Origin of the sequence: Paraburkholderia acidipaludis NBRC 101816 (assembly GCF_000684975.1) — a bacterium.
GTDB classification, from domain to species: Bacteria; Pseudomonadota; Gammaproteobacteria; order Burkholderiales; family Burkholderiaceae; genus Paraburkholderia; species Paraburkholderia acidipaludis.
In genome coordinates, this window is record NZ_BAXZ01000015.1 from 20391 (window position 1) to 42144 (window position 21754).

At 66.5% G+C, this 21754-nt stretch carries 21 protein-coding genes and 1 pseudogene; 7 read left to right on the top strand and 15 right to left on the bottom strand.

Features of this window, described 5'->3' with window-relative positions; translation table 11 throughout:
• Positions 1-36: 36 nt before the first annotated feature.
• Positions 37-885 (top strand): MurR/RpiR family transcriptional regulator, encoded by an 849-nt coding sequence (locus tag BAC01S_RS16985; protein ID WP_027795852.1) that lies wholly within the window; start codon positions 37-39, stop codon positions 883-885.
• A 207-nt stretch (positions 886-1092) separates the two neighbouring features.
• Positions 1093-1545 carry a nuclear transport factor 2 family protein gene (locus BAC01S_RS16990; RefSeq protein ID WP_027795853.1) on the top strand — a complete coding sequence of 151 codons (453 nt, stop codon included), beginning with the start codon at positions 1093-1095 and terminating at the stop codon, positions 1543-1545.
• 33 nt (positions 1546-1578) lie between these two features.
• Here the strand turns inward: BAC01S_RS16990 and BAC01S_RS16995 are convergent, their stop codons facing one another.
• The 9 genes from BAC01S_RS16995 to BAC01S_RS17035 form a co-directional block, all read right to left on the bottom strand.
• On the bottom strand, positions 1579-2001 hold the full coding sequence (locus BAC01S_RS16995; protein WP_027795854.1) for a CopD family protein: 423 nt from the start codon (positions 1999-2001) through the stop codon (positions 1579-1581).
• 84 nt (positions 2002-2085) lie between these two features.
• The gene (locus tag BAC01S_RS17000) at positions 2086-3357 is read right to left on the bottom strand and encodes a glutamate-5-semialdehyde dehydrogenase (protein WP_027795855.1); all 1272 of its coding nucleotides are present in this window, start codon (positions 3355-3357) and stop codon (positions 2086-2088) included.
• A 258-nt stretch (positions 3358-3615) separates the two neighbouring features.
• Positions 3616-4809 carry a DNA polymerase III subunit delta gene (gene holA, locus BAC01S_RS17005; protein ID WP_027795856.1) on the bottom strand — a complete coding sequence of 398 codons (1194 nt, stop codon included), beginning with the start codon at positions 4807-4809 and terminating at the stop codon, positions 3616-3618.
• A 28-nt stretch (positions 4810-4837) separates the two neighbouring features.
• On the bottom strand, positions 4838-5389 hold the full coding sequence (locus tag BAC01S_RS17010; protein ID WP_027795857.1) for an LPS-assembly lipoprotein LptE: 552 nt from the start codon (positions 5387-5389) through the stop codon (positions 4838-4840).
• A gap of 82 nt (positions 5390-5471) precedes the next feature.
• Entirely contained in the window at positions 5472-8066 is a 2595-nt protein-coding gene (gene leuS, locus BAC01S_RS17015; RefSeq protein WP_027795858.1) for a leucine--tRNA ligase, read from the bottom strand.
• Between the two features lie 225 nt (positions 8067-8291).
• Entirely contained in the window at positions 8292-8726 is a 435-nt protein-coding gene (locus BAC01S_RS17020; RefSeq protein ID WP_027795859.1) for an ExbD/TolR family protein, read from the bottom strand.
• Positions 8727-8737: 11 nt separating this feature from the next.
• On the bottom strand, positions 8738-9448 hold the full coding sequence (locus BAC01S_RS17025) for a MotA/TolQ/ExbB proton channel family protein (protein WP_027795860.1): 711 nt from the start codon (positions 9446-9448) through the stop codon (positions 8738-8740).
• An 83-nt stretch (positions 9449-9531) separates the two neighbouring features.
• Entirely contained in the window at positions 9532-10329 is a 798-nt protein-coding gene (dapB, locus tag BAC01S_RS17030) for a 4-hydroxy-tetrahydrodipicolinate reductase (RefSeq protein WP_027795861.1), read from the bottom strand.
• A gap of 196 nt (positions 10330-10525) precedes the next feature.
• Complete coding sequence (locus BAC01S_RS17035; RefSeq protein WP_027795862.1) at positions 10526-11470, bottom strand: outer membrane protein assembly factor BamE; 945 nt, start codon at positions 11468-11470, stop codon at positions 10526-10528.
• A 135-nt stretch (positions 11471-11605) separates the two neighbouring features.
• On the opposite strand from BAC01S_RS17035, the gene fur reads away from it, so the two are divergent.
• On the top strand, positions 11606-12034 hold the full coding sequence (fur, locus tag BAC01S_RS17040) for a ferric iron uptake transcriptional regulator (RefSeq protein WP_027795863.1): 429 nt from the start codon (positions 11606-11608) through the stop codon (positions 12032-12034).
• Positions 12035-12109: 75 nt separating this feature from the next.
• Here the strand turns inward: fur and BAC01S_RS17045 are convergent, their stop codons facing one another.
• On the bottom strand, positions 12110-12625 hold the full coding sequence (locus BAC01S_RS17045; protein WP_027795864.1) for an ureidoglycolate lyase: 516 nt from the start codon (positions 12623-12625) through the stop codon (positions 12110-12112).
• Positions 12626-12651: 26 nt separating this feature from the next.
• On the bottom strand, positions 12652-13986 hold the full coding sequence (locus tag BAC01S_RS17050) for a C4-dicarboxylate transporter DctA (protein WP_027795865.1): 1335 nt from the start codon (positions 13984-13986) through the stop codon (positions 12652-12654).
• A 233-nt stretch (positions 13987-14219) separates the two neighbouring features.
• Between BAC01S_RS17050 and BAC01S_RS17055 the strand changes: the two genes are divergently transcribed.
• The gene (locus tag BAC01S_RS17055) at positions 14220-14948 is read left to right on the top strand and encodes a FadR/GntR family transcriptional regulator (RefSeq protein ID WP_027795866.1); all 729 of its coding nucleotides are present in this window, start codon (positions 14220-14222) and stop codon (positions 14946-14948) included.
• Positions 14949-15015: 67 nt separating this feature from the next.
• Here BAC01S_RS17055 and gap read toward each other — a convergent pair whose 3' ends face one another.
• Both gap and tkt read right to left on the bottom strand, forming a co-directional pair.
• Positions 15016-16026, bottom strand: a complete 1011-nt coding sequence (gene gap, locus BAC01S_RS17060; RefSeq protein ID WP_027795867.1) for a type I glyceraldehyde-3-phosphate dehydrogenase — start codon at positions 16024-16026, stop codon at positions 15016-15018.
• Between the two features lie 117 nt (positions 16027-16143).
• Positions 16144-18186 carry a transketolase gene (gene tkt, locus BAC01S_RS17065; protein ID WP_043202575.1) on the bottom strand — a complete coding sequence of 681 codons (2043 nt, stop codon included), beginning with the start codon at positions 18184-18186 and terminating at the stop codon, positions 16144-16146.
• A gap of 406 nt (positions 18187-18592) precedes the next feature.
• On the opposite strand from tkt, the gene speE reads away from it, so the two are divergent.
• From speE to BAC01S_RS17080, 3 genes are all read left to right on the top strand, one after another.
• Complete coding sequence (gene speE / locus BAC01S_RS17070) at positions 18593-19456, top strand: polyamine aminopropyltransferase (protein ID WP_027795869.1); 864 nt, start codon at positions 18593-18595, stop codon at positions 19454-19456.
• Positions 19457-19561: 105 nt separating this feature from the next.
• Positions 19562-19975 carry a VOC family protein gene (locus BAC01S_RS17075; protein WP_027795870.1) on the top strand — a complete coding sequence of 138 codons (414 nt, stop codon included), beginning with the start codon at positions 19562-19564 and terminating at the stop codon, positions 19973-19975.
• A 19-nt stretch (positions 19976-19994) separates the two neighbouring features.
• A complete protein-coding gene (locus tag BAC01S_RS17080) occupies positions 19995-20735 on the top strand; it encodes a 16S rRNA (uracil(1498)-N(3))-methyltransferase (RefSeq protein WP_027795871.1) in 741 nt (246 codons plus the stop codon).
• 76 nt (positions 20736-20811) lie between these two features.
• On the opposite strand, the gene BAC01S_RS17085 is transcribed toward BAC01S_RS17080, so the two are convergent.
• Together BAC01S_RS17085 and BAC01S_RS35870 are read right to left on the bottom strand one after the other, a co-directional pair.
• Entirely contained in the window at positions 20812-21381 is a 570-nt protein-coding gene (locus BAC01S_RS17085) for a barstar family protein (protein WP_027795872.1), read from the bottom strand.
• Between the two features lie 16 nt (positions 21382-21397).
• Positions 21398-21706: pseudogene (locus BAC01S_RS35870) on the bottom strand (ribonuclease); the annotation flags it as partial.
• Positions 21707-21754 lie beyond the last annotated feature (48 nt).

Here is a 21754-nt window from a genome sequence, read left to right on the forward strand (position 1 = left end):
AGTCCCCGGATCTTTCAGCATAGTGCGAGTTTCCCGATGCTGCTGTCCCAGGTGAAAGCCATGCGCGAGCAGTTGCGCCCGTCCGAGCGCAAGCTTGCCGACTACGTGGTCGAGTCGCCCCGCGAGGTGCTCGACCTCTCGATGACCGAGGTTGCGCTGCGCGCGGGCGTGAGCCAGCCGACGATCGCGCGGTTTTGCCACGCGCTGGGGTTCTCGGGTTTCCGGGAGTTCAAGATTCGTCTCGCGCAGGCGGTAGCGGCCGACCTGCCGCCGGCCGTCTATCGCGACGTGCGCCCCGACGAGCCGGTGCCGGGTGTCGCGGCCAAGGTGCTCGACCGCACGATCGGCGCGCTGCTGCAGGTGCGCAACAACCTTTCCGCCGACGCGCTGGCCAACGCCATCACGCTGCTCGCGCAGGCGTCGCGCATCGAGTTTTACGGTGCAGGCGGCTCGGGCATCGCCGCGCAGGACATGCAGCACAAGTTCTTCCGCCTCGGCATGCCGAGCGTCGCTTATTCGGACCCGCAGACGTTTTTGATGTCGGCGGCACTCCTCGGACCCGGCGACGTGGTCGTCACGATCTCGAACACCGGACGCACGCGCGACATCGTCGATGCGGCGCGCACGGCGCTCGAGCGCGGCGCGAAAGTGATTGCCATCACGCACGGCACCTCGCCGCTCGCCCGCCTCGCGACCGTCGGCCTCCACGCCAATGTGGACGAGGACACCGACGTCTTTTCGCCGATGACCTCGCGCACCTCGCATCTGGCGATCGGCGACATCCTCGCCGTGGGCGTCGCGCTGCAGCGCGGGCCGGAATTGGCCGAAAAGCTCGCCGACGCGAAAGAGATCATCGCCCGACGGCGCCTCGATCCGATCGGCTGAGACGGATAGCTTTTACGAACTTTTCCTATATCTGCAGGAAACGACGCCGACTAGAGTGTAGGCATTGGGAACACAGATCCCCGGCTTCAGCGTCGTGCCATCCGCGCACATCTCGCACTCTACTGCCAGACATCCGCCGACTTGCCCTGGACCGCGTCCCGCCTCCCCTCGAACGCAACGTTTCGAGGGCTCGTCGAAGGAACTCTCATGAAACGCATTCTGATTCTCGCCATCGCGGGCGGACTCGCCACGACAGCGCTCGCCGCCGCCAGATACGATACCTACAACCCGGTTTCCGAAAGGATTCAGGTCGAACTGCTCGAACAACAGTGGACCCATGCCGCCTCGACCGGCGATCGCCCGGTGCTCAACGACCTGCTGGACGATAAGTTCTTCGAAGTATTTCCGGGCAACGTGCGCCGGACCAAGCAGGATCTGCTGGCGGCGGCCCCGCTGCCGCCCGGCAGCTCGCAGGTGCTGGAAGATGTGCGCGTGCAGGTTCTGGGCGACGTGGCCGTCGCAACGGGCGTCAACCGCTATACGCCGGCAGCCGGCTACAAGGCGATCGAATACCGCTTCACCGATGTGTTCGTGAAACGCGGCGAAGGATGGCGGGTCGTGGCGGCGCGCATGCTTCGCAAGGGAACGGACTCGGCCTGAGCGCCGCGCCTGCCAAGGCGAAGCCGCACGGGATCAGAAGGGTTTGATCACGACCAGCGCCACGGCCGCCAGCATGCCGAGAACCGGCAGTTCGTTGAACAGCCGATACCACTTGTCCGAGCGACGGTTCTGGCCGCGCTCGAAGGTCTTCAGCAGGCGGCCGCAGTACGCGTGGTAGGCCACAAGCAGCACCGCCACGCCGACCTTCGCATGGATCCAGCCCTGGCCGCGCCCGATGCCCACCACGAGCCACAGCCACAAGCCGCACAGCAGCGCCGGCACGGCGATCAGCGTCATGAAGCGATAAAGCTTGCGAGCCATGAAGAGCAGGCGCTTGATCGCGGCGGGCTCCGTTTCCATCGCGAGATTCACGAAGATGCGCGGCAGGTAGAACAGGCCGGCAAACCACGAAGCGATCAGTACGATGTGAAACGTCTTGACCCAGAGCATCGACATCCCTTGTTCTTGTTGAGGTTCGGTTGGGCGCCAAGGTAGCGCGGCGCGCCCCGCTTTCCTTGGGGGCCGCGCCGTCGCATGCGGCTATTGCCGGCCTTCGCCGTGGCCGAGCACCACATACTTCAGCGAAGTCAGCCCTTCGAGGCCGACCGGACCGCGCGCGTGCAGTTTGTCGTTCGAAATGCCGATTTCGGCGCCGAGGCCGAATTCGAAGCCGTCCGCGAAGCGCGTCGAGGCATTCACCATCACGCTCGCCGAATCCACCTCGCGCAGGAAGCGCATGGCGCGGTCGTGGTCTTCGGTGACGATCGCGTCGGTATGGTGCGAGCCGTAGGCGTTGATGTGCTCGACCGCCTCGTCGAGGTGGTCCACCACCTTGATCGCCAGAACCGGCGCCAGGTATTCGGTGCGCCAGTCCTCCTCCGTCGCGTCGACGAGCGGGCCCACGCCCGCATCCGCCAGAATCGCGCGCGCAGACGGATCCACGCGCAGTTCCACGTCCTTGTCGCGATAGAGCCGGCCAAGCGGCGGCAGCACGTCATGCGCGATGCCGCGCGCGACGAGCAGCGTCTCCATCGTGTTGCAGGTGCCGTAGCGGTGCGTCTTGGCGTTGTCGCAGACGTTGAGCGCCTTCGCGAGGTCGGCGCGGTCGTCCACGTAGACGTGGCAGATGCCGTCCAGATGCTTGATCATCGGCACGCGCGCCTCGGCCATCAGGCGCGCGATCAGGCTCTTGCCGCCGCGCGGCACGATCACGTCCACGTGCTCCGTCATCGTGATCAACTTGCCCACCGCCGCGCGGTCGGCGGTTTCGACCACCTGCACCGCGTCCTGCGGCAGCCCCGCCGCCGCCAGCCCTTCGCCGATCAGCTTCGCGAGCGCCGTATTGCATTCGAGCGCTTCGGAACCGCCGCGCAGGATCGTTGCGTTGCCCGACTTCAGGCACAGCGCGGCCGCGTCGATCGTCACGTTCGGGCGAGATTCGTAGATGATGCCGATCACGCCCAGCGGCACGCGCATCTGGCCCACCTGGATGCCGCTCGGGCGAAACTTGAGGTTACCGATCTCGCCGATGGGGTCCGGCAGCGCCGCAACCTGGCGCAGGCCTTCCACCATCGTTTTCAGCGCCTTGTCCGAGAGCGTGAGGCGGTCGATGAAGGCCGCATCGTGGCCCTTGTCGCGCGCGCGCGCGAGGTCGCGCGCATTCGCGTCCTTGAGCGCTTGCGCGTCGCGCTCGATGGCCTTCGCCACGGCTTCCAGCGCGGCGTTCTTCGCGGCGGTCGACGCCCGTGCCATGGCGCGCGAGGCATGCCGGGCACGGCGGCCCAGGTCGGTCATGTACTGGTCGATATCCATCATGGTGTCTTGTGTGATGCGTCGCGCCCGGCGTAGGGGTGCCTCATCTGAAGCAGGCGCGGAATCATGGATTGTAAGGCCAGTCCGTCGGATCTGCCTGGCCGGCTTAAGGACCAAACGGCGGGACCAAACAGCGGGACCAGACAGCGAACCACATAGCAGACGACGCAGCGGACGCGGCGCCGCCAGCCAGCCGACGCACGCCGCCCACGGATTCGAAGCAGGTGCCGGCAGCGAGGCCCGGCGAGCCTTGGCGGCTCAGCCCGGCCGGCGCGTCGGCCCTGCGGTCGGCGGTCGGCTGCTCATGCCGGCTGGCTGGGCACGGCTTGCCGAACCGGCCGCGCCGCGCGCCGTCCCGGCTGCCGCGCCTGCGCCCGGCCGCGCGGGCGCACCCGCGTCACGCGGCGCGGCAACGGTCATGGCCAACTCGAAGAGGCCGTCCCAGGCATCGGGCGGCAGCGCGTTGCGCCATTCGCCGCGCGCCTGCGCGGAGAGTCCCTTCACCTGGCGATCGAGCCGCGCCGCCAGCGTCAGCCCGCGCTCGAGCACCGCCTCCGTGAGACGCGAAAGCGCCGGGCCGATCAGCCGCTCGCGCGGCCCCCAGACGCGGTTCTCGCGCAGCAGCATGGCGAGCGGCTTGCCCGCGGCGACGCCGCGCTTGATACGCAGCAGCGTGCGGATCTCTTCGACCACGGCCCACAGCACGAGCACCGAAGCCTCGCCTTCGCCGCGCAAACCGTCGAGCATGCGTGCAAGCCGGCCCACGTCGCCGGTCAGCATCGCTTCGTTGAGCTTGAAAACGTCGTAGCGCGCGACATTGAGCACGGCGTCGTGAATCTGCTCGAAGCTGAGCACGCCCTGGGGATACAGGAGGCCGAGCTTCTGGATCTCCTGATGGGCCGCGAGCAGATTGCCTTCCACGCGTTCCGCGACGAATTGCAGCGCGCGCCGCCCGTCCTCGCCCGGCGCCACACGCTGCCCTTGCTGCGCGAGACGCTGGCCGATCCAGTTTGGCAGTTGCGCGCGCTCGACCGGATCGATCTTCAGCGCGACGCCGCTCTCCGCGAGCGCCGTGAACCAAGCCGACTTCTGCGTGGCCGCGTCGAGCCGCGGCAGCGTGACGAGCGTGAGCACATCGGGATTCGCCGCTGCGGCGAGGGTTTTCAGCGCTTCGGCGCCTTCCTTGCCTGGCTTGCCCGATGGAATGCGCAACTCGACCAGCTGGCGGTCGCCGAAGAGCGACATCGACTGGCTCGCGCCGAGGAGCGAGCTCCAGTCGAAACCGCGCTCGACCGTGAACACCGAACGGTCGGTGAAGCCCGCCGCACGTGCGGCGGCGCGAATGCGGTCGCACGCTTCCTGGGCGAGCAGGTGCTCGTCGCCGTAGACGACGTAGAGGCCTGCCAGGCCCTTCGCGAGATGCGGTTCGAGTGCGTCGAGTCGCAGTTGCATGGGTGATGCCGGGTCGGAAGTACGGGGATCAGAGCGGCGGCGGCGGCAGCGGCGCGCCCGGCGCGACGCCCGGCACGACCTGCTCCGGCGTCGGATGCAGCGTCTTCAGGACGGACAGCCGGCGCGTGACCTGATCGACGGCGTCGTTCTGCATGTCCGCGAAGAGCAGGTCCGCTTCGCTCACTTTCGCCGTGGAGTACTGGTCGCTATACGTCATCGCGCGGTTCAGCGAGATCGTACTCGGGCGGATCAGCATGGAACCGTCCGGCGCCGTGAGCGAGTAGTTCAGCGAATAGTTGACCTGATACTCCTCCACCACGCCCAGATAGTTGATCGTGAGCGTACTGAAGCCGCGCCCCTCGGAAACGTGCAGGACGGCATCGGCATTGGAGGTTGCCTGGACGACGACCGAGTCGCTGCCGCCTTCGATCATGCGCGTCAGGCGCGCAGCGACGGGCGGCGACGCGCCGACGATGGCAAGGCGCTTGAACGCGTAGTTCTGCTCGCCGCGCAGCTGGAATCCGCACGCCGAAAGCATCAGCGCGCTGCCTGCCAGTAACAGAAACGATCTGCGAATCACATGAGCTCCCGGGTTCGCAACAGGTTCGGGGCCGGGGCGTCGCGCGGTGTGCGCCGCCCCGGCCGCATCGTATCAGGCCGCGTCAGACCACCACGTTCACGAGACGGCCCGGCACGACGATGATCTTCTTCGGCGCGCGGCCCTCGGCAAACTTCGCGTACATCTCGTGCGCGAGCGCAGCCGCCTCGATCGCGTCCTTGCCCGCGTCCTTCGCGACTGTCACGGCGCCGCGCACCTTGCCGTTCACCTGCAGCACGAGTTCGATCTCGGCTTGTTCCAGCGCCTTTTCGTCGACCTTCGGCCAGGGGGCGTCGAGCAGCGTGCCGTATTCCTCGGTATAACCGAGCTCTTTCCAGAGCTGGAACGTGAGGTGCGGCACCACCGGATACAGCACGCGCAGCAGCACGCCGAAGGTCTCGCGCTGCACGCCCGCGCCGGCACCCTTGGCGCCTTCAATGGCGTTGAGCATCTTCATCGCCGCCGAAACGACGGTGTTGTACTGCAGGCGCTGATAGTCGAAGTCGGCCTGCTTGAGCACGCCGTAGACTTCGCGGCGCAGGGCCTTTTCGACGTCCGTGACCGTGGCCGCGTCGAAGCTCGCGCGCGACCTGATCGCCTCGGCATTCGCGTAGCCGAACGCCCACACGCGGCGCAGGAAGCGGCTCGCGCCTTCCACGCCCGCGCCCGACCATTCGAGCTGCTGCTCGGGCGGTGCGGCGAACATCGTGAACAGACGCGCGGTATCCGCGCCGTACTGGTCGATCAGCACCTGCGGATCGACACCGTTGTTCTTCGACTTCGACATCTTCTCGACGCCGCCCAGCACCACGGCCTGGCCGTCGCCATTGAGCGTGGCGCCAACCGGTCGGCCCTTGTCGTCGTGCACGACGGTCACGTCGGCCGGGTTGTACCAGGTCTTCTTGCCCGACGCGTCTTCGCGATAGAACGTCTCGTTGAGCACCATGCCCTGCGTGAGCAGGTTCTTCGCGGGCTCGCCGAACTTCACGAGACCGAGGTCGCGCGAGACCTTCGCCCAGAAGCGCGAATACAGCAGGTGAAGAATCGCGTGCTCGATGCCGCCGATGTACTGGTCCATCGGCATCCAGTAGTCGGTGCGCTCGTCCACCATGGTCTTCGCATCCGGCGCCGCGTAGCGGTAGAAGTACCACGACGAATCGACGAAGGTGTCCATCGTGTCGGTTTCGCGCTTCGCTGCCGCGCCGCACTTCGGGCAGGTGCAGTTCAGGAACGCTTCCGACTTCGCGAGCGGGTTGCCCGTGCCGTCCGGCACGAGGTCTTCCGGCAGCACGACCGGCAGGTCGGCTTCCGGCACCGGCACGTCGCCGCAGCTCGGGCAATGGATGATCGGGATCGGCGTGCCCCAGTAGCGCTGGCGCGAAATGCCCCAGTCGCGCAGACGCCATGTGACCTGCTTGTCGCCGAAGCCGTGCGCCTTGAGGTCGGCCGCGACCGCATCGACGGCCGCCGTGTAGCCGAGACCGTCGTACTTGCCGCTATTCACGCACACGGCGCGTTCCTTGTCGCCGTACCATTCCTGCCAGCCGTCGAGCGAGTAGATCTCGCCTTCCACGGCAATGACCTGCCTGATCGGCAGGTCGTATTTCTTCGCGAACGCGAAGTCGCGCTCGTCATGGCCCGGCACGCCCATCACGGCGCCTTCGCCGTAGCTCATGAGCACGTAGTTGCCGATCCACACCTCGACCTTCTCTTGCGTCAGCGGATGCGTGACGAAGAAGCCCGTGGCCATGCCCTTCTTTTCCATCGTGGCCATGTCGGCTTCGGCCACGCCGCCGCGCTTGCATTCTTCGATGAAGGGCAGCAGTTCCGGCTTGTCTTGCGCGAGACGCGTGGCGAGCGGATGCTCGGCCGCGATCGCGCAGAAGGTCACGCCCATGATCGTGTCGGCGCGCGTGGTGAACACGCGCAGCAGCTTCTTCTCGCCGTCGAGTTCATACGGGAAGCCGAAGTTCACGCCGAAGCTCTTGCCGATCCAGTTCTGCTGCATGATCTTCACGCGCTCGGGCCAGCCGAGGCCTTCGAGGTCGTTCAGCAGTTCATCGGCGTACTGCGTGATGCGCAGGTAGTACATCGGGATTTCGCGCTTTTCCACGAGCGCGCCCGAGCGCCAGCCGCGGCCGTCGATCACCTGCTCATTCGCGAGCACGGTCTGGTCGACCGGGTCCCAGTTCACCGTGCCGGTCTTCTTGTAAGCGATGCCCTTCTCCAGCATCTTCAGGAAGAACCACTGGTTCCACTTGTAGTAGTCGGGCTTGCAGGTGGCGATCTCGCGCGACCAGTCGATCGCGAGGCCCATCGACTGCATCTGGCCCTTCATGTACGCGATGTTGTCGTAGGTCCACTGCGCCGGCGGCACGCCGTTGGCCATCGCCGCGTTTTCGGCGGGCATGCCGAACGCGTCCCAGCCCATCGGCATGAGCGTGTTGTAGCCGTTCATGCGCAGATAGCGGTACATCACGTCGTTGATCGTGTAGTTCCGCACGTGGCCCATGTGCAGCTTGCCCGACGGGTACGGCAGCATCGAGACGCAATAGAACTTGGGCTTGCCGGCCTTTTCGGCCGTCCGGTAAGCGTCGCTGTCGCGCCATTCGCCTTGCGCGGCGGCTTCGACGTCGGAGGGAACGTATTTTTCGAGCATGGTGTGGATGGGAACGCGGATTCTGGCGGATTCGGTGCCGGATGCACCGAGGCCGGCCGTGCATGCAGTACTGCAGCACGTCGCGCCGGCTGGTGGCAGTGGCTATTCTGGGCCCGTTTTACAGGGAAACGTTGATTATACCGTCGAGTTGGCCGCCCTTTCCGCCTTGCGGGGGTTCGGGTGCGGACAAGAGGCGGGGCACGCAGGCAGCGGCCTGCGGCGCGCTCAAGGCTTGCCGGCCGGCGGCGGCTCCGTGACGAAGCCGATGCGCGCGAGGCCCGCCTGCTGGGCCGCGCCCATGACCTGGGCAATGACTTCGTAGCGGGTCTCGCGCGCGGCACGCAATTGCAGGTCCGGCTGCGCGTCCTCGGGCGCCTTGCCCTCCGCCGTGAAACGCGCGCGCAACTCGTCGAGCGAGATCGGCTGCGCGTCCCAGTAGAGCTTGCCGGCCGCGTCGATGGAGAGCGTGACGGTCTGCGGCGTCTGCCGCGCCGGCTCGGAGGCCACCTGGGGCAAATCCAGCCGGATCGCGTGCGTGAAGAGCGGCGCGGTAATGATGAAGATGACGAGCAGCACGAGCATGACGTCGATGAGCGGCGTCATGTTGATCTCCGCCATCGGCGCCGAGTCGCGCTTCTTTTCGAGTCCGCCGAATGCCATCGGATGGTCCTTCAGTCGGGATCCGACTCGAGCGCCGCCTCGCGCCGCGCCGCCGCGCCGGCAGGCGGGCAGACATAGGCGTGCAGATCGTGCGCGAAGCCGTCGAGATCGTCGCCGAGCTGGCGCGCGAGCCGCCCCAGCACGTTGTAGGCGAGCACCGCCGGAATCGCGACGACGAGGCCGAACGCCGTCATGATGAGCGCCTCGCCAACCGGGCCGGCCACGTTCTCGATCTGCGCCTGGCCGCTTGCCGCGATGCTGCCGAGCGCGTGATAGATGCCCCAGACGGTGCCGAGCAGGCCCACGAACGGCGCCGTGCTGCCCACCGAGGCGAGCAGCACCTGGCCGAACTCGAGCCGCCGCTGCGACGCCTGAAGCGCTCCGCGCAGCGCGCGCAGCACGCGCTCGCTGCGATCCACCTTGGCGAGCAGCGCGCCGGAGGTGTCGGCCTCGGCGGCGGCGAGCGCCGCCTCGGCGAGCGGCAGGAACACGCGCTCGCGGTCGGCGCGGCGCATCAGCGCGACGCCTTCGGCCAGCGTGCGCGCCTGCCAGAACTGCGCGACCGCGCGCGGCCCCTGGCGCTTCGCGCGCGCGAGCACCCAGCTCTTCACGAGCAGGAAGCACCAGCTCGCGACCGACATCGCCAGCAACACCCACGCCACGGCGTGCGTGATGGCGTCGCTTGTCTGCAAATAGTGGACGATTCCGGTACCCGCTGCCATCTGACCTCGCTATCCGGTATTCCGGCTGTTCTGCCATGCCGCCGGCGCACGTCGCAACGCCCGCCGGCTTCGGTTCGACGTGCTCAGCGCAGGCCCAGCACGTCCTGCATATCGTACAGCCCGTGCGGCTTGTCCTGCAGGAAGCTCGCGGCGCGCACGCTGCCCTGCGCATACGACAGGCGGCTCGACGACTTGTGCGTGATCTCGATGCGCTCGCCGGTGCCCGCGAACAGAACGGTATGGTCGCCGACGATGTCGCCGCCGCGAATCGCCGAAAAGCCGATCGTGGAAGGATCGCGCTCGCCCGTCACGCCGTGGCGGCCATACACGGCGCAATCGTCGAGACTGCGTCCGAGCGCGTGGGCCACCGCCTCGCCCATTGCGAGCGCTGTGCCCGAGGGCGCGTCCACCTTGTGGCGGTGATGCGCCTCGACGATCTCGATGTCGTAGCCGGTCGCGAAAAAGCGCGCCGCGTATTCGAGCAGCTTGAGCGTCACGTTCACGCCCACGCTCATGTTCGCAGCAAAGACGATGCCGACCTTCTCCGCCGCGCTCGCGAGCCGCGCTTTTTGCTGCGCGTCGAAACCCGTGGTGCCGATCACCATTTTCACGCCGTGCCGCTCTGCGGCGTCGAGGTGAACGAGGGTGCCTTCGGGACGCGTGAAGTCGATCAGGCAATCGCTCTGCCCGAACACGGCGTCGATGTCGGCGGTGATCGGCACGCCGGTGGCCTTGCCGAGAAACGCGCCGGCATCCTGTCCGATCGCGGCCAAGCCCTTGCGCACGAGCGCGCCCGAAAGCGTGACGTCAGGCGAATTCAGGACGGTTTCGATGAGCATCCGGCCCATGCGGCCCGACGCTCCGGCGATTGCGATTTTCATGAGTCTTCCCGGAACGAAAGCGCAGCGCCCGCAGGCAGGCACAAGCGGTATCAACGACACAAGCGGACACCGGCGGACACGAGCGGCGCTGCGAAAAAAAACACGGCGGCCCGAAGCCGCCGACTGGACACGAAGCGCGCGCCCGATGCGGGCGGCGCGCGCTGCGCGCTGGGTCTGAAAACGATGGACAGCCGGATCAGCCGCCCGTTCCCGTCGCGCCCGAAGCGCCTGCCGGCGCGGCCGGCACGGTCGGCGGGGCGGTGAGCGGCGTATTCTTCGACGGCAGGAGCTGGTCGGCGTTCGCGTCGCCCGTGCCCTGGGCGCCCGGAGCCGGGCCAACCGGGTTCGATTGCACGCCCTGGAACTGCGGCGGCGGCGAGCGGTGCAGCTGCACCTGCGAGGGCATCGAGCCCACGTTCTGCGGCAGCACCGACGAAGGCGGCGTGTTCGCGCGCACCGAAGGCGTACCGCCCGTCGGCATCTGCACGGCGTCGGTTGCGCGGTTGGCGGCAGCCGCGGCCTGCGCGTTCGGGCTCTCCGGCAATGCAGCCGCGGCGGCGCCCACACCCAGCTCGGACGTCGGCGTGCGCGCCGTGTCGGTAACGGTCGCGCCTACCGCCGCCGTGGCGGCCTCGGAAGCCGCGGACGCCGCGACGGCCGCGGAGGTCGGCGCCGGCGCGGCGGCCTTCTTCTTGCCGCTGCGGTCGCCGTCGATTTCGGCGAGCAGTTCGAGGTTCGACGGCAGATCTTCGCCGCCCGACCAGCTCGTGACCTGATCGCCGTCGAACAGCACGACGAAATCACGCTGCTGGACGATGGAGGTCGAGCCGCGCTTGAAATAGAAGATATAGTCCCAGCGGTTCTGGTGGAACATGTCGGCCAGGAGCGGCGTGCCGAGCAGCTGGCGCACCTGGATGCGAGACATGCCCACCTTCATCTGCGACGCGGCTTCCTTCGAAACGAAGTTGCCCTGGACGATCGTGATCCGATACGGTGTGATGCTCTGCGCGATGCGCTGCGTCGCGCTGTCGTAAGTCGAGCAGCCCGAAAGCCCCGAAAGCGCCGCAGCGGCCAGCAGTGTGCACGCCAGGGCGCTCGAAAGACGGCCGCCCCGGCCGGTCGTTTTGGATTCTGGAATCATTTCCTCACCGTGCGGGCTTGTCGCGAAGCCGCGCTAGTTCTGCGAAGTTTTCTGTGAAAGTTTTGTCAAAGATGACCGGAACAGCAAACCGCATTAACATTAGAACCTAGCATTGTACTCCAGGGACTTATCGTCATGACCAATCCAGCCGATCTCAAGAACATCGGACTCAAGGCGACGCTGCCTCGCCTCAAAATCCTGGAGATTTTTCAGCACAGCCCGGTGCGCCATCTGACGGCCGAAGACGTGTACCGCAACCTGTTGAACGAGGAGCTCGACATCGGGCTTGCCACCGTCTACCGCGTGCTCACGCAGTTCGAGCAGGCGGGCCTCCTCACGCGCAGCAACTTCGAATCGGGCAAGGCCGTGTTCGAGCTGAACGAAGGCACCCACCACGATCACCTCGTTTGTCTCGACTGCGGGCTCGTGGAGGAATTCTTCGACCCCGAAATCGAGAAGCGCCAGCAATCGATCGCCAACGAGCGCGGCTTCAAGCTTCAGGAACACGCGCTGGCGCTCTACGGCGCCTGCACGAAGGAAAACTGCCCGCATCGCAAGCACTAAGCGCGGTCCAGTGCAAAAAACGCCACGGCAGCGATGCCCGTGGCGTTTTTGCTTTTCAGCGGCGAAGAAGACCGCCTAGCTGATCACCTCGGTCAGCGCCTCGCGCTCGAGGTGCAAGGGCTCGACGAGCGCGATCTCGTCACAGTTGGGCTCGCCATTGCCGCCGCGGTCGACCACGAGAAAGTCGCTCACGCCGCCGAACGCCAGCAGCGGATGGTGCCAGACCCCGCGTGCGTAGTTGACGCCCTGCCCCTCTGCCGCCCAGAACGCGCGCAAGCCGGCTGGATCGAATTCGCCCGCGGGCGCGACGACCACGGCATAACGGGCCCCCGCGAGCGGCACGAACGCCTGGCTGCCAAGCGGATGGCGCTCCATCATCGCGATCTCCACGGGCCACGCGCGCGGCTGGGCCCGAAACACGTTCACGATCGGGCGCCCGCCCGCGGCGCCGACGTCGATCGAGGCCAGATCGTGGTAACGCTCGGTCGTGCCGCCGTTGATCGGGAAATGCCGGGCGCCGGCGGTTTCGATCACGTCGCCGAACGGTGCGAACGCCTCGCGCGTGAGCGGTTCCATGCGCAGAATTTTCATGGTCAGTCTCCTGGATGGCCCGGGAATCAAAGGGCGTGCGCGGGATTGCCGCCGGCTGCGGCGAGATCGTCGCCCTCGCCCTCGCCGGCCGGCACGTAGAGGAAGCCCTCGTCGAAGTTGAGCACGCGCTTCGCACGGGCCCGGTCGATGTCGTGCTCCCAGACCGCGACCACGACGGTCGCGACGCAGTTGCCGATCAGGTTGGTCAGCGCACGCGCGATGCCGACGAACCAGTCCACCGGCAGGATCAGCACGAGGCCGAGCACGGGAATCGCGGGAATGGCCGAGAGCGTCGCGGCGAGAATCACGATGGCCGAGCCCGGAATGCCGTGCGCGCCCTTCGAGGTCACGAGCGAGACCAGCACGACGACGATGAGATCGTGCAGCGAGAGCGGCGTGTTCGTGGCCTGCGCGATGAAGATCACCGCGAGCGTGAGGTAGATCGAAAAGCCGTCGAGGTTGAACGAGTAGCCGGTGGGAATCACGAGGCCCACCGTGGAATCCTTCACGCCCATCCATTCGAGCTTGCGCATGATCTGCGGCAGCACGGCGTCCGACGAGGCGGTGCCGAGCACGATCGACAGCTCCTCGCGCAGGTAGCGGATCAGCTTGAAGAGGCTGAAGCCTGCCAGCCGCATGACGATGCCGAGCACGACCGCCACGAACACGAAGCAGCTCGCGTAGAACACCACCACGAGCATGCCGATCTGCTTGAGCGACGCCACGCCGTAGGTGCCCGTGGTGAACGCGACCGCGCCGAGCACGCCGAGCGGCGCGAGCTTGATGATGAAGCCCATCACGCGGAAGAACACCTGCCCCAGTTCGTCGATCAGGCTGTTCACGCGCTGCGCCTTCGGGCCGAGCAGCGAGAGCGCGCTGCCGAACAGCACCGAAAACACGAGGATCTGCAGGATGTCGCCCTTCGCGAAGGCGTCGACCGCCGTGTCGGGAATGATCTTGAGCAGGAATGCTGCGGTGTCCTTGAGATTCTTCGCATGCTCGGTGTAGCTGGCGAGCGAAGCCGCGTCGAGCGAGCGCAGATCGACGTTCATGCCGGCGCCCGGGCGCGTCAGCCAGGCGAGAACGGCGCCGATCACGAGCGCGACCGTCGTCATCGCCTCGAAATAGACCACCGACTTCAGGCCCACCCGGCCCACCTTCTTCAGGTCGCCGGCGTGCGCCATGCCGCCCACGACCACGCAGAAGACGATGGGGCCGATGACCATCTTGATCAGTTTCAGAAAGCCGTCGCCGAGCGGCCGCAGCGACTGCGCGAAATGGGGAAATATCGCGCCGACCGCGATCCCGACAACCAGCGCGATCATCACGCGCCCGAACAACGAGTTGAAGAACTTCGACACGACTTTCTCCGGTTGCAGGCCAACTGTTCATACTGGTCTGACCAGTAATGTTATGGTCGATAGTAGGAAGCCGATATACCGTCGTCAAGGAAGAAAGGTTGGGTGTTTACCCGCGGCATGAGGCCCAGCCCTTGGGACTTCGGACTCCCGGCACATATGACCCCAAAGCGCGGGCACCGCATCCGCGCGGCGGCCGACTACAATACCGGTCAGACCACGCGAGATCCGTCGCCATGAAGAACGTTCCGCATACCGTCACCGACGCCGCCGTCGCCACGATCCGCGAGCGGATCGAAGGCGGCCTCTACCCGGTCGGCAGTCTGCTGCCCGCGCAACGCCAGCTCTCCGAAGAGCTGGCGATCAGCCGGGCGTCCCTGCGCGAGGCGCTTTCCACGCTCGAAGCGTTAGGCATGCTGACGATACGGGCGGGCAAAGGCGTCTACGTGACGAGCGCGGAGGCCACGAGCCCGCATCCCTGGCGTTTCGCCGCCCAGTCGTCGCTGCCGGACACCTACCAGATGCGCTACGCGCTGGAAGGCTTCGTTGCGCGCATGGCGGCGCTGGCGATCGGCGACAGCGACGTGGCGTGGCTGGAGCAGAATCTCGACGCGCTGCGCGAAGCGCTCGCCTGCGACGAACTCGACGAAGCCGCGCAGCTCGACTTCGACTTCCACATGCGCATCGTGAGCATCGCCGGCAATGCGGCTATCGAATCGATCCTGCGCAGCAGCGCCGACATCATGAAGGAAAGCCAGCGCATGCCGTTCTACCGGCGCGAGCTCGTGCTCTCGACGCATCGCGAGCACGGCCTGATCGTCGCCGCGCTGAAGGCGCGCGACTGCGCCGCAGCCGGCGAGGCGATCGAGCGGCATATCGCCAACGCGGCGCAGCGCGCGGGGGTGTACTTTCCGACGCCGCCATCGCTCGCGCTCACCCCTCGCGCGCACGAGGAGCAGGCATAAAAAAACCGCCCCGTGGGGCGGTTTTCCGTAACATCCCTATTGCGTGGCGGTCGAGGACTGCGCGTGCTTACTTCGCGTTCGCGAGTGCGACAGCCGTGTCCAGCATGCGGTTCGAGAAGCCCCACTCGTTGTCGTACCAGCTCGACACCTTCACGAGACGGCCCGACACCTTCGTGAGCGTCGCATCGAACGTCGACGAAGCCGGGTTGTGGTTGAAGTCGATCGAAACCAGCGGTGCGTCGTTGTAGCCCAGGATGCCCTTGAGCGCGCCTTCCGAGGCTTCCTTCATGATCGCGTTGACTTCTTCGACCGTCGTGTCGCGCCTGGCGATGAACGAGAGGTCGACGATCGACACGTTGATGGTCGGAACGCGAATGGCATAGCCGTCCAGCTTGCCGTTCAGTTCCGGCAGCACGAGACCGACGGCCGAAGCTGCGCCCGTCTTGGTCGGGATCTGGCTGTGCGTGGCCGAGCGCGCGCGGCGCAGGTCTTCGTGATACACGTCGGTCAGGACCTGATCGTTCGTGTACGCGTGGATCGTGGTCATCAGACCCGTTTCCAGGCCGATCTTGTCGTTCAGCGGCTTGACGAGCGGTGCGAGGCAGTTGGTCGTGCACGATGCGTTCGAGATGACCGTGTCCGATGCCTTCAGCACGTTATGGTTCACGCCGTAGACGATCGTCGCGTCGACGTCCTTGCCGCCCGGCGCCGAGATGATGACCTTCTTCGCGCCGCCCTTGATGTGCGCGCTCGCCTTTTCCTTGGTCGTGAAGAAGCCCGTGCATTCCATCACGACGTCGACGCCCAGTTCGCCCCACGGCAGTTCGGCCGGGTTGCGGTTGGCCAGCACGCGGATCTTGTCGCCGTTGACGACGAGGTAGTCGCCGTCCACCGACACTTCGCCCGGGAACTTGCCGTGAGCCGTGTCGTATTGCGTCAGATGCGCGTTGGTCTTCGCGTCACCCAGGTCGTTGATCGCGACGATCTGGATGTCATGCTTCTTGCCGTTCTCGTAGAACGCGCGAAGCGTGTTCCGGCCAATGCGGCCGTAGCCGTTGATAGCGACGCGAATGGTCATGGTTTATCTCCTGATGGCTGAAAAATTCCGATACCCGTGCCGACTGCACGCGGGGCGCGGGACAGACGGCAATGAGCCCGCCGCATCGACATCATCGGGCGGGCCCGCGAAGCCTGCTTAGTTGTCGAGAGCGGCCTTCGCCGTCGCAACAACGTGATCGACCGTGAAGCCGAAGTGCTTGAACAGCACGCCGGCCGGGGCCGATTCGCCGAACGTGTCGATGCCGACCACGCCGCCTTCAAGGCCCACGTACTTGCGCCAGAAGTCGGTCACGCCCGCTTCGATCGCCACGCGGCGCACACCCTTCGGCAGCACGCGCTCCTTGTATTCGGCGTCCTGCCGGTCGAACACGTTGGTCGACGGCATGGAAACCACGCGTGCGCCAATGCCTTCGCGCTGCAGCGCCTCGACGGCCTTCACCGCCAGTTCGACTTCCGAGCCCGTCGCGATCAGGATGATCTTGCGGCTCGGGATGTCGTCGTTCCAGTCCTTGAGGACGTAGCCGCCCTTGGCGATGTTGGCGATCTGCGCGTCGGTGCGCTCGTTGAACGCGAGGTTCTGACGGCTGAACACGAGCGACGACGGACCGTGGTGCGTAATCGACTCGGTCCAGGCCACCGCCGTTTCGACGGTGTCGGCCGGACGCCAGAGCGTCATGTTCGGGATCAGGCGCAGGCTCGCGACCTGTTCGATCGACTGGTGCGTCGGGCCGTCTTCGCCAAGGCCGATCGAGTCGTGCGTGAACACGAAGATCGATGGGCACTTCATCAGCGCGGCCACGCGCAGGGCGTTGCGGCTGTAGTCGGAGAACGTGAGGAACGTGCCGCCGAACGCCTTGTAGCCGCCGTGCAGGTTAAGGCCGTTGAGCGCGGCGCTCATGCCGAACTCGCGCACGCCGTAGTTGACGTGGTTGCCCCACTGGATGCCGCTCTCGCCGGCCTTGGCCGCGCGCACGGGCTTCGAGGCCTTCCAGTTGGTGAGGTTCGAGCCGGTCAGGTCGGCCGAGCCGCCGAGCAGTTCGGGCAGCGCGGCGGCAAGGCCTTCGATGGCCTGCTGCGACGCCTTGCGCGTGGCAACCGTTTCCTTGCGCGAATCGGCGCCAGCGACGATCGCGGCAGCCTTCTGCGCCCAGTCGGCGGGCAGTTGGTGCGCCATGCGGCGTTCGAACTCGGCCGCTTCGGCCGGGTACTTCGACCGGTAGGCGGCGAACGCTTCGTTCCACCCGGCTTCGAGCTTCGCGCCCGTGGCCTTCGAGTCCCAGTCTGCGTAGACTTCCTGCGGCACGACGAAGGGCTCCCATTTCCAGCCCGACGCCGCGCGCCATTTGGCGATTTCTTCCGCGCCGAGCGGTGCGCCGTGCACGTCGTGGCCGCCCGCCTTGGTCGGCGCGCCGTGGCCGATCTGCGTCTTGCAGCAGATGAGCGTGGGCTTGTCCGAGGCCTTCGCCTGCTTGATCGCGGCGTCGACCGCCTCGACATTCTGGCCATCCACGTGCGGGATCACGTTCCAGCCATAGGCTTCGAAGCGCCTGGGCGTGTCGTCGTGGAACCAGTTGACCACCTCGCCGTCGATCGAGATGCCGTTGTCGTCGTACAGCGCGATCAGCTTGTTGAGCTTGAGCGTGCCGGCGAACGAGCAGGCTTCGTGCGAGATGCCTTCCATCAGGCAGCCGTCGCCGAGGAACACATAGGTGTGGTGATCGACGATCTTCGCGTCGGCCTTGTTGAACTCGGCCGCGAGCAGCGCTTCGGCCAGCGCCATGCCGACGGCGTTCGCGAGACCCTGGCCGAGCGGGCCCGTGGTCGTCTCGACGCCCGGCGTGATGCCGTATTCCGGGTGGCCCGGCGTCTTCGAATGCATTTGGCGGAAGTTCTTCAGCTCTTCCATCGGCAGGTCGTAGCCGGTCAGATGCAGCAGCGAGTACAGCAGCATCGAGCCGTGACCGTTCGACAGCACGAAACGGTCGCGATCGCTCCAGTGCGGATTCGTCGGGTTGTGGCGCAGATGCCGCGACCACAGCGCGACCGCGATCTCGGCCATGCCCATCGGCATGCCGGGGTGGCCGGAGTTCGCTTGCTGAACGGCGTCCATGGACAGCGCGCGGATCGCGTTGGCCATCAACGAGGTGGTTGCGGGGGAGGCAGAGGACGAGGTCGTCATGTCGAGTCCGGGGAACGAGTGCAAAAAGCGGTGTAGACGCCCGGTAGAACGGTGGGCGCGTACAGCAGCGCGGGAGATCCGGAGGCTCGGCAAAACGGCTGCTCCGGCGCACGGTGCGGCGCCGGGAGACGCGGTACGGCCAGAGCAAACGGAAGAGGCTGCAAAGCGCATTATTCTAGCAGAACACGCGGATAACCCCCGGCCCCGGAGCGCTCCGCGGGGGCTTTTCGGGACAGCGCGCCAGATGGACAACCCAGGAGCGACCGGAACGCAACCCGCGGCCCAACCCAAGGCACAGCACGAACCGCGCCTGCGGGCCGCCCCCGTATAATTCGGCCGTGCCCAATTTCCGGACAGCACGGGCGCCCATCGTCTCAAGCCATCCCAAGCCGCCCGCACTCCAGCCGTGAACGTCCCGCTCCTCTTCCATCCGGCCCCCGACGCCGTCTACGGCTTTCCGGGCGCGCGCCGTCTTGCCTGTGTCGATTCGGCCTGGCAGCACATCGAGGTCTGGGACACACCGCAGCTCGGCTGCCTGTTCACGCTGGACGGCCGGCCGATGACTTCGGCCGGCGACGAGTTCGTCTATCACGAATGCATGACGCAGCCGGCCGCGCTCACGCATCCGGCACCGCGCAAGGCGCTCGTGCTGGGCGGCGGGGATGGCGGCGCGGCGCGGCAACTGCTGGGGCATCCGGGCATCGAGCGCATTGTCGTTGCCGAACTGGACCCCGACGTCGTGCGGCTGACCGGCGATTACCTGCCACAGGTGCGCGGCGGCGCCTTCGACGATCCCCGCGTGGAACTCGTGATCGGCGACGCAGCGGCATTCGTGGCGCGGACGCAGGAACGCTTCGACCTCGTCGTTTTCGACCTGACCCCACCCGATTCGCCGGCGGCCGGACTCTACACGCCGGCGTTCTACGGCGAACTGAAGCACGTAATGACGGCCGACGCGCTGATCTCGCTCCATCTGGGCTCCCCCTGGCACCACGCCGGGCGCGTCGAAAGACTGCTGACGGGACTGGCCGCCTCATTCGCGGTCGTGCGCCCGCTGGCCGCCTACGTGCCGCTCTACGGCGCGCTGTGGCTGATGGCCGTGGCGAGCGATCGTCCGGATCCGGCCGCGATGGATGCCGCCACTCTGCGCGCGCGCATGAAGGCCCGCGGCATCGAAGGGCTGCGCTTCTACGAAGCCGACCTGCACGCCGCGCTCTTCTCCGCCCCGTTGCTGGCTCGCAATAAATTCAGCCGAATCCTGGCCCCTTGATCGATACCGTAGGGCAAAATCCTAGGACTCGCGCGTTTTCCCGGGCGCCCGAGCGGTCCGCCGCGCCCCCCGCCGAACCGCACAACCGCAACATGGAGAAACCCGATGACCCCACCCCGCCCCGCCGGCGTGCCGTGGCTCACTCCGTACCTGACGGTGCGCGACGCGCGCGCCGCCATGACGTTTTTTGAAGCGGCTTTCGGTTTTGCCGTGCGCGACTGCGTGGAAGACGACGGGGCCGTCATGCATGTCGAGATGACCTACCGCGAGCAGCTCATCGTGATGTTCGCCCCGGAGGGCGCCTTCGGCTCGACGGCCCGCACGCCGAAGAGCGCGGGAACGCTGGCTCCGCAGTCCTTTTATCTCTATGTCGACGACGTCGACGCGGTGTATGCGCGCGCGCTTCGAGCCGGCGCCCAATCGCTGAGCGAGCCGCAGGACCAGTTCTGGGGTGACCGTTTCGCGCAGGTCGAAGACCTCGACGGTTACCGCTGGGCGCTGGCTCGCCACCTGTCATGAATCAATGAAAACAAGTCTTATGCCCCGCTTTTTCGTCGAGAATCCGCTAGAACCCGGCGAAGTCGTCACGCTGCCCGACGAGGTCACGCGCCACGTTCAGGTGCTGCGCCTGCAGCCGGGCGACGCCATCGTGCTCTTCAACGGCACGGGCGGCGAATACAGCGCGGAGATCGTCGAGATGGAGCGCCGCGACACGAAGGTGCGCGTGGGGCCCTTTCGCGATGCCGAAACCGAGCCGCCCTACCGGCTCACGCTCGCGCAGGGCATCGCCGGCAGCGACAAGATGGACTGGCTGATCGAAAAGGCCGTCGAGCTGGGCGCAACGAACTTCGTGCCGCTCACGACCTCGCGCAGCGTCGTGCGCCTTTCGGGCGAGCGCGCCGTGCGGCGCCAGGCGCACTGGCAGCGCATCGTTCAATCGGCGTGCGAACAATGCGGCCGCAACCGTCTGCCGGACGTTGCGCCGGCGCGCGAGATCGGCACCTGGCTCTCCGCCCTGTCCCGCACGCCCGCCGACGGCGAGCTGCGCATCATTCTTTCGCCGCGCGCCAACGCGCCGTTCGCGACGCTGCCGCACGATCCGCCCAAGGGCGAAGTGACCGTGCTGGTCGGGCCGGAAGGCGGATTTTCGTCGGCCGAGGAAGCGGCGGCCGTGGAGAACGGCTTCGTCCCGGTCGGGCTCGGGCCGCGCGTGCTGCGTACCGAAACGGCGGGCATCGCGGTGCTCTCGGCACTCGCCGCGCGCTGGGGCGGCTGGTAAAAATGACAAGGCCCGCCGGCAGGCGGGCCTCTCTCGAATCTGTCGCGCGGATGCGACGGACTGCTGACGACAGGCGTCAGGCGAACGAATAAAAGACGCGGAACGGCACCTTGCGCTCGGCCCAGTATTCGGAGGCTTCGCGGAACACGTCGAGCAGCGTTTCGCGACCGTCCTTGTCGAACTTCTGGGCGATCGGCAGCCCGTCGAGCACGACGACGAAGCCCGGCTGCTCGCCGGCCTTCTGCACCAGATCGGTGAGGCAGTCGTACAGCCCGTCGTAGTTCTTGCCAAAATGCTTCGGAAACAGAAACGATGTGGCAATGGTTTCGAGCACCTGTTGCTTGCTCTGTGCGGTCGCGCAGTATGCATAGAGGAAATGCTGCTGCAGACGTTGCGCTTCGTCGTGGAGATCCTGCACGCGGAATGCGCGAATCGACTGGACGATATTCGGCCGCACGGTCGAGAACAGGCTCATGCCTTCCTCATCGGATGAATGCGCAGGTGCAAGCGTACTGCTTTCGCTGGTCGCGGTTTCGCGTTGCCCGTCATGCTGCATCTGCATGACGCGCTGGAACAGGTTGCCCTCCCCGGACGCGAACAGATCGCTCGCGACCCGCGGGTCGTGCGCGTAGACGTTATCGCTCATGCCGCTCTTCCCGGTGTCATTCAACAATTCGCTTAAAACTGGCGTAGTGGTCGTCGGAGTAATAGCAGTTATCGGTCCGCCGCAGCGGGCCGCCACAAACGATGCGCCTCGCGCCGCGATTGCGCGCGTGGGGCGTCGGCACCGTGTATTCGTGGTAATAGCCGCGCCGATGGGACGGCAACATTCGCTCGTAGTTGCCGAACACGACGCCGTCCTTCTCGTACGGATAGGGTCCGCCCGCCGCAATGAGGCCAAGCGTATTGACCGCTTCGGGCGGCAATTGTGCCGTGGCGACCGTTCCGATGCCGGCAGCGGCGTAATCCGGCTGCGCTGACGGCGTGCTTCGCGCCTGGGCTTGCTCGAAACCCGCGGA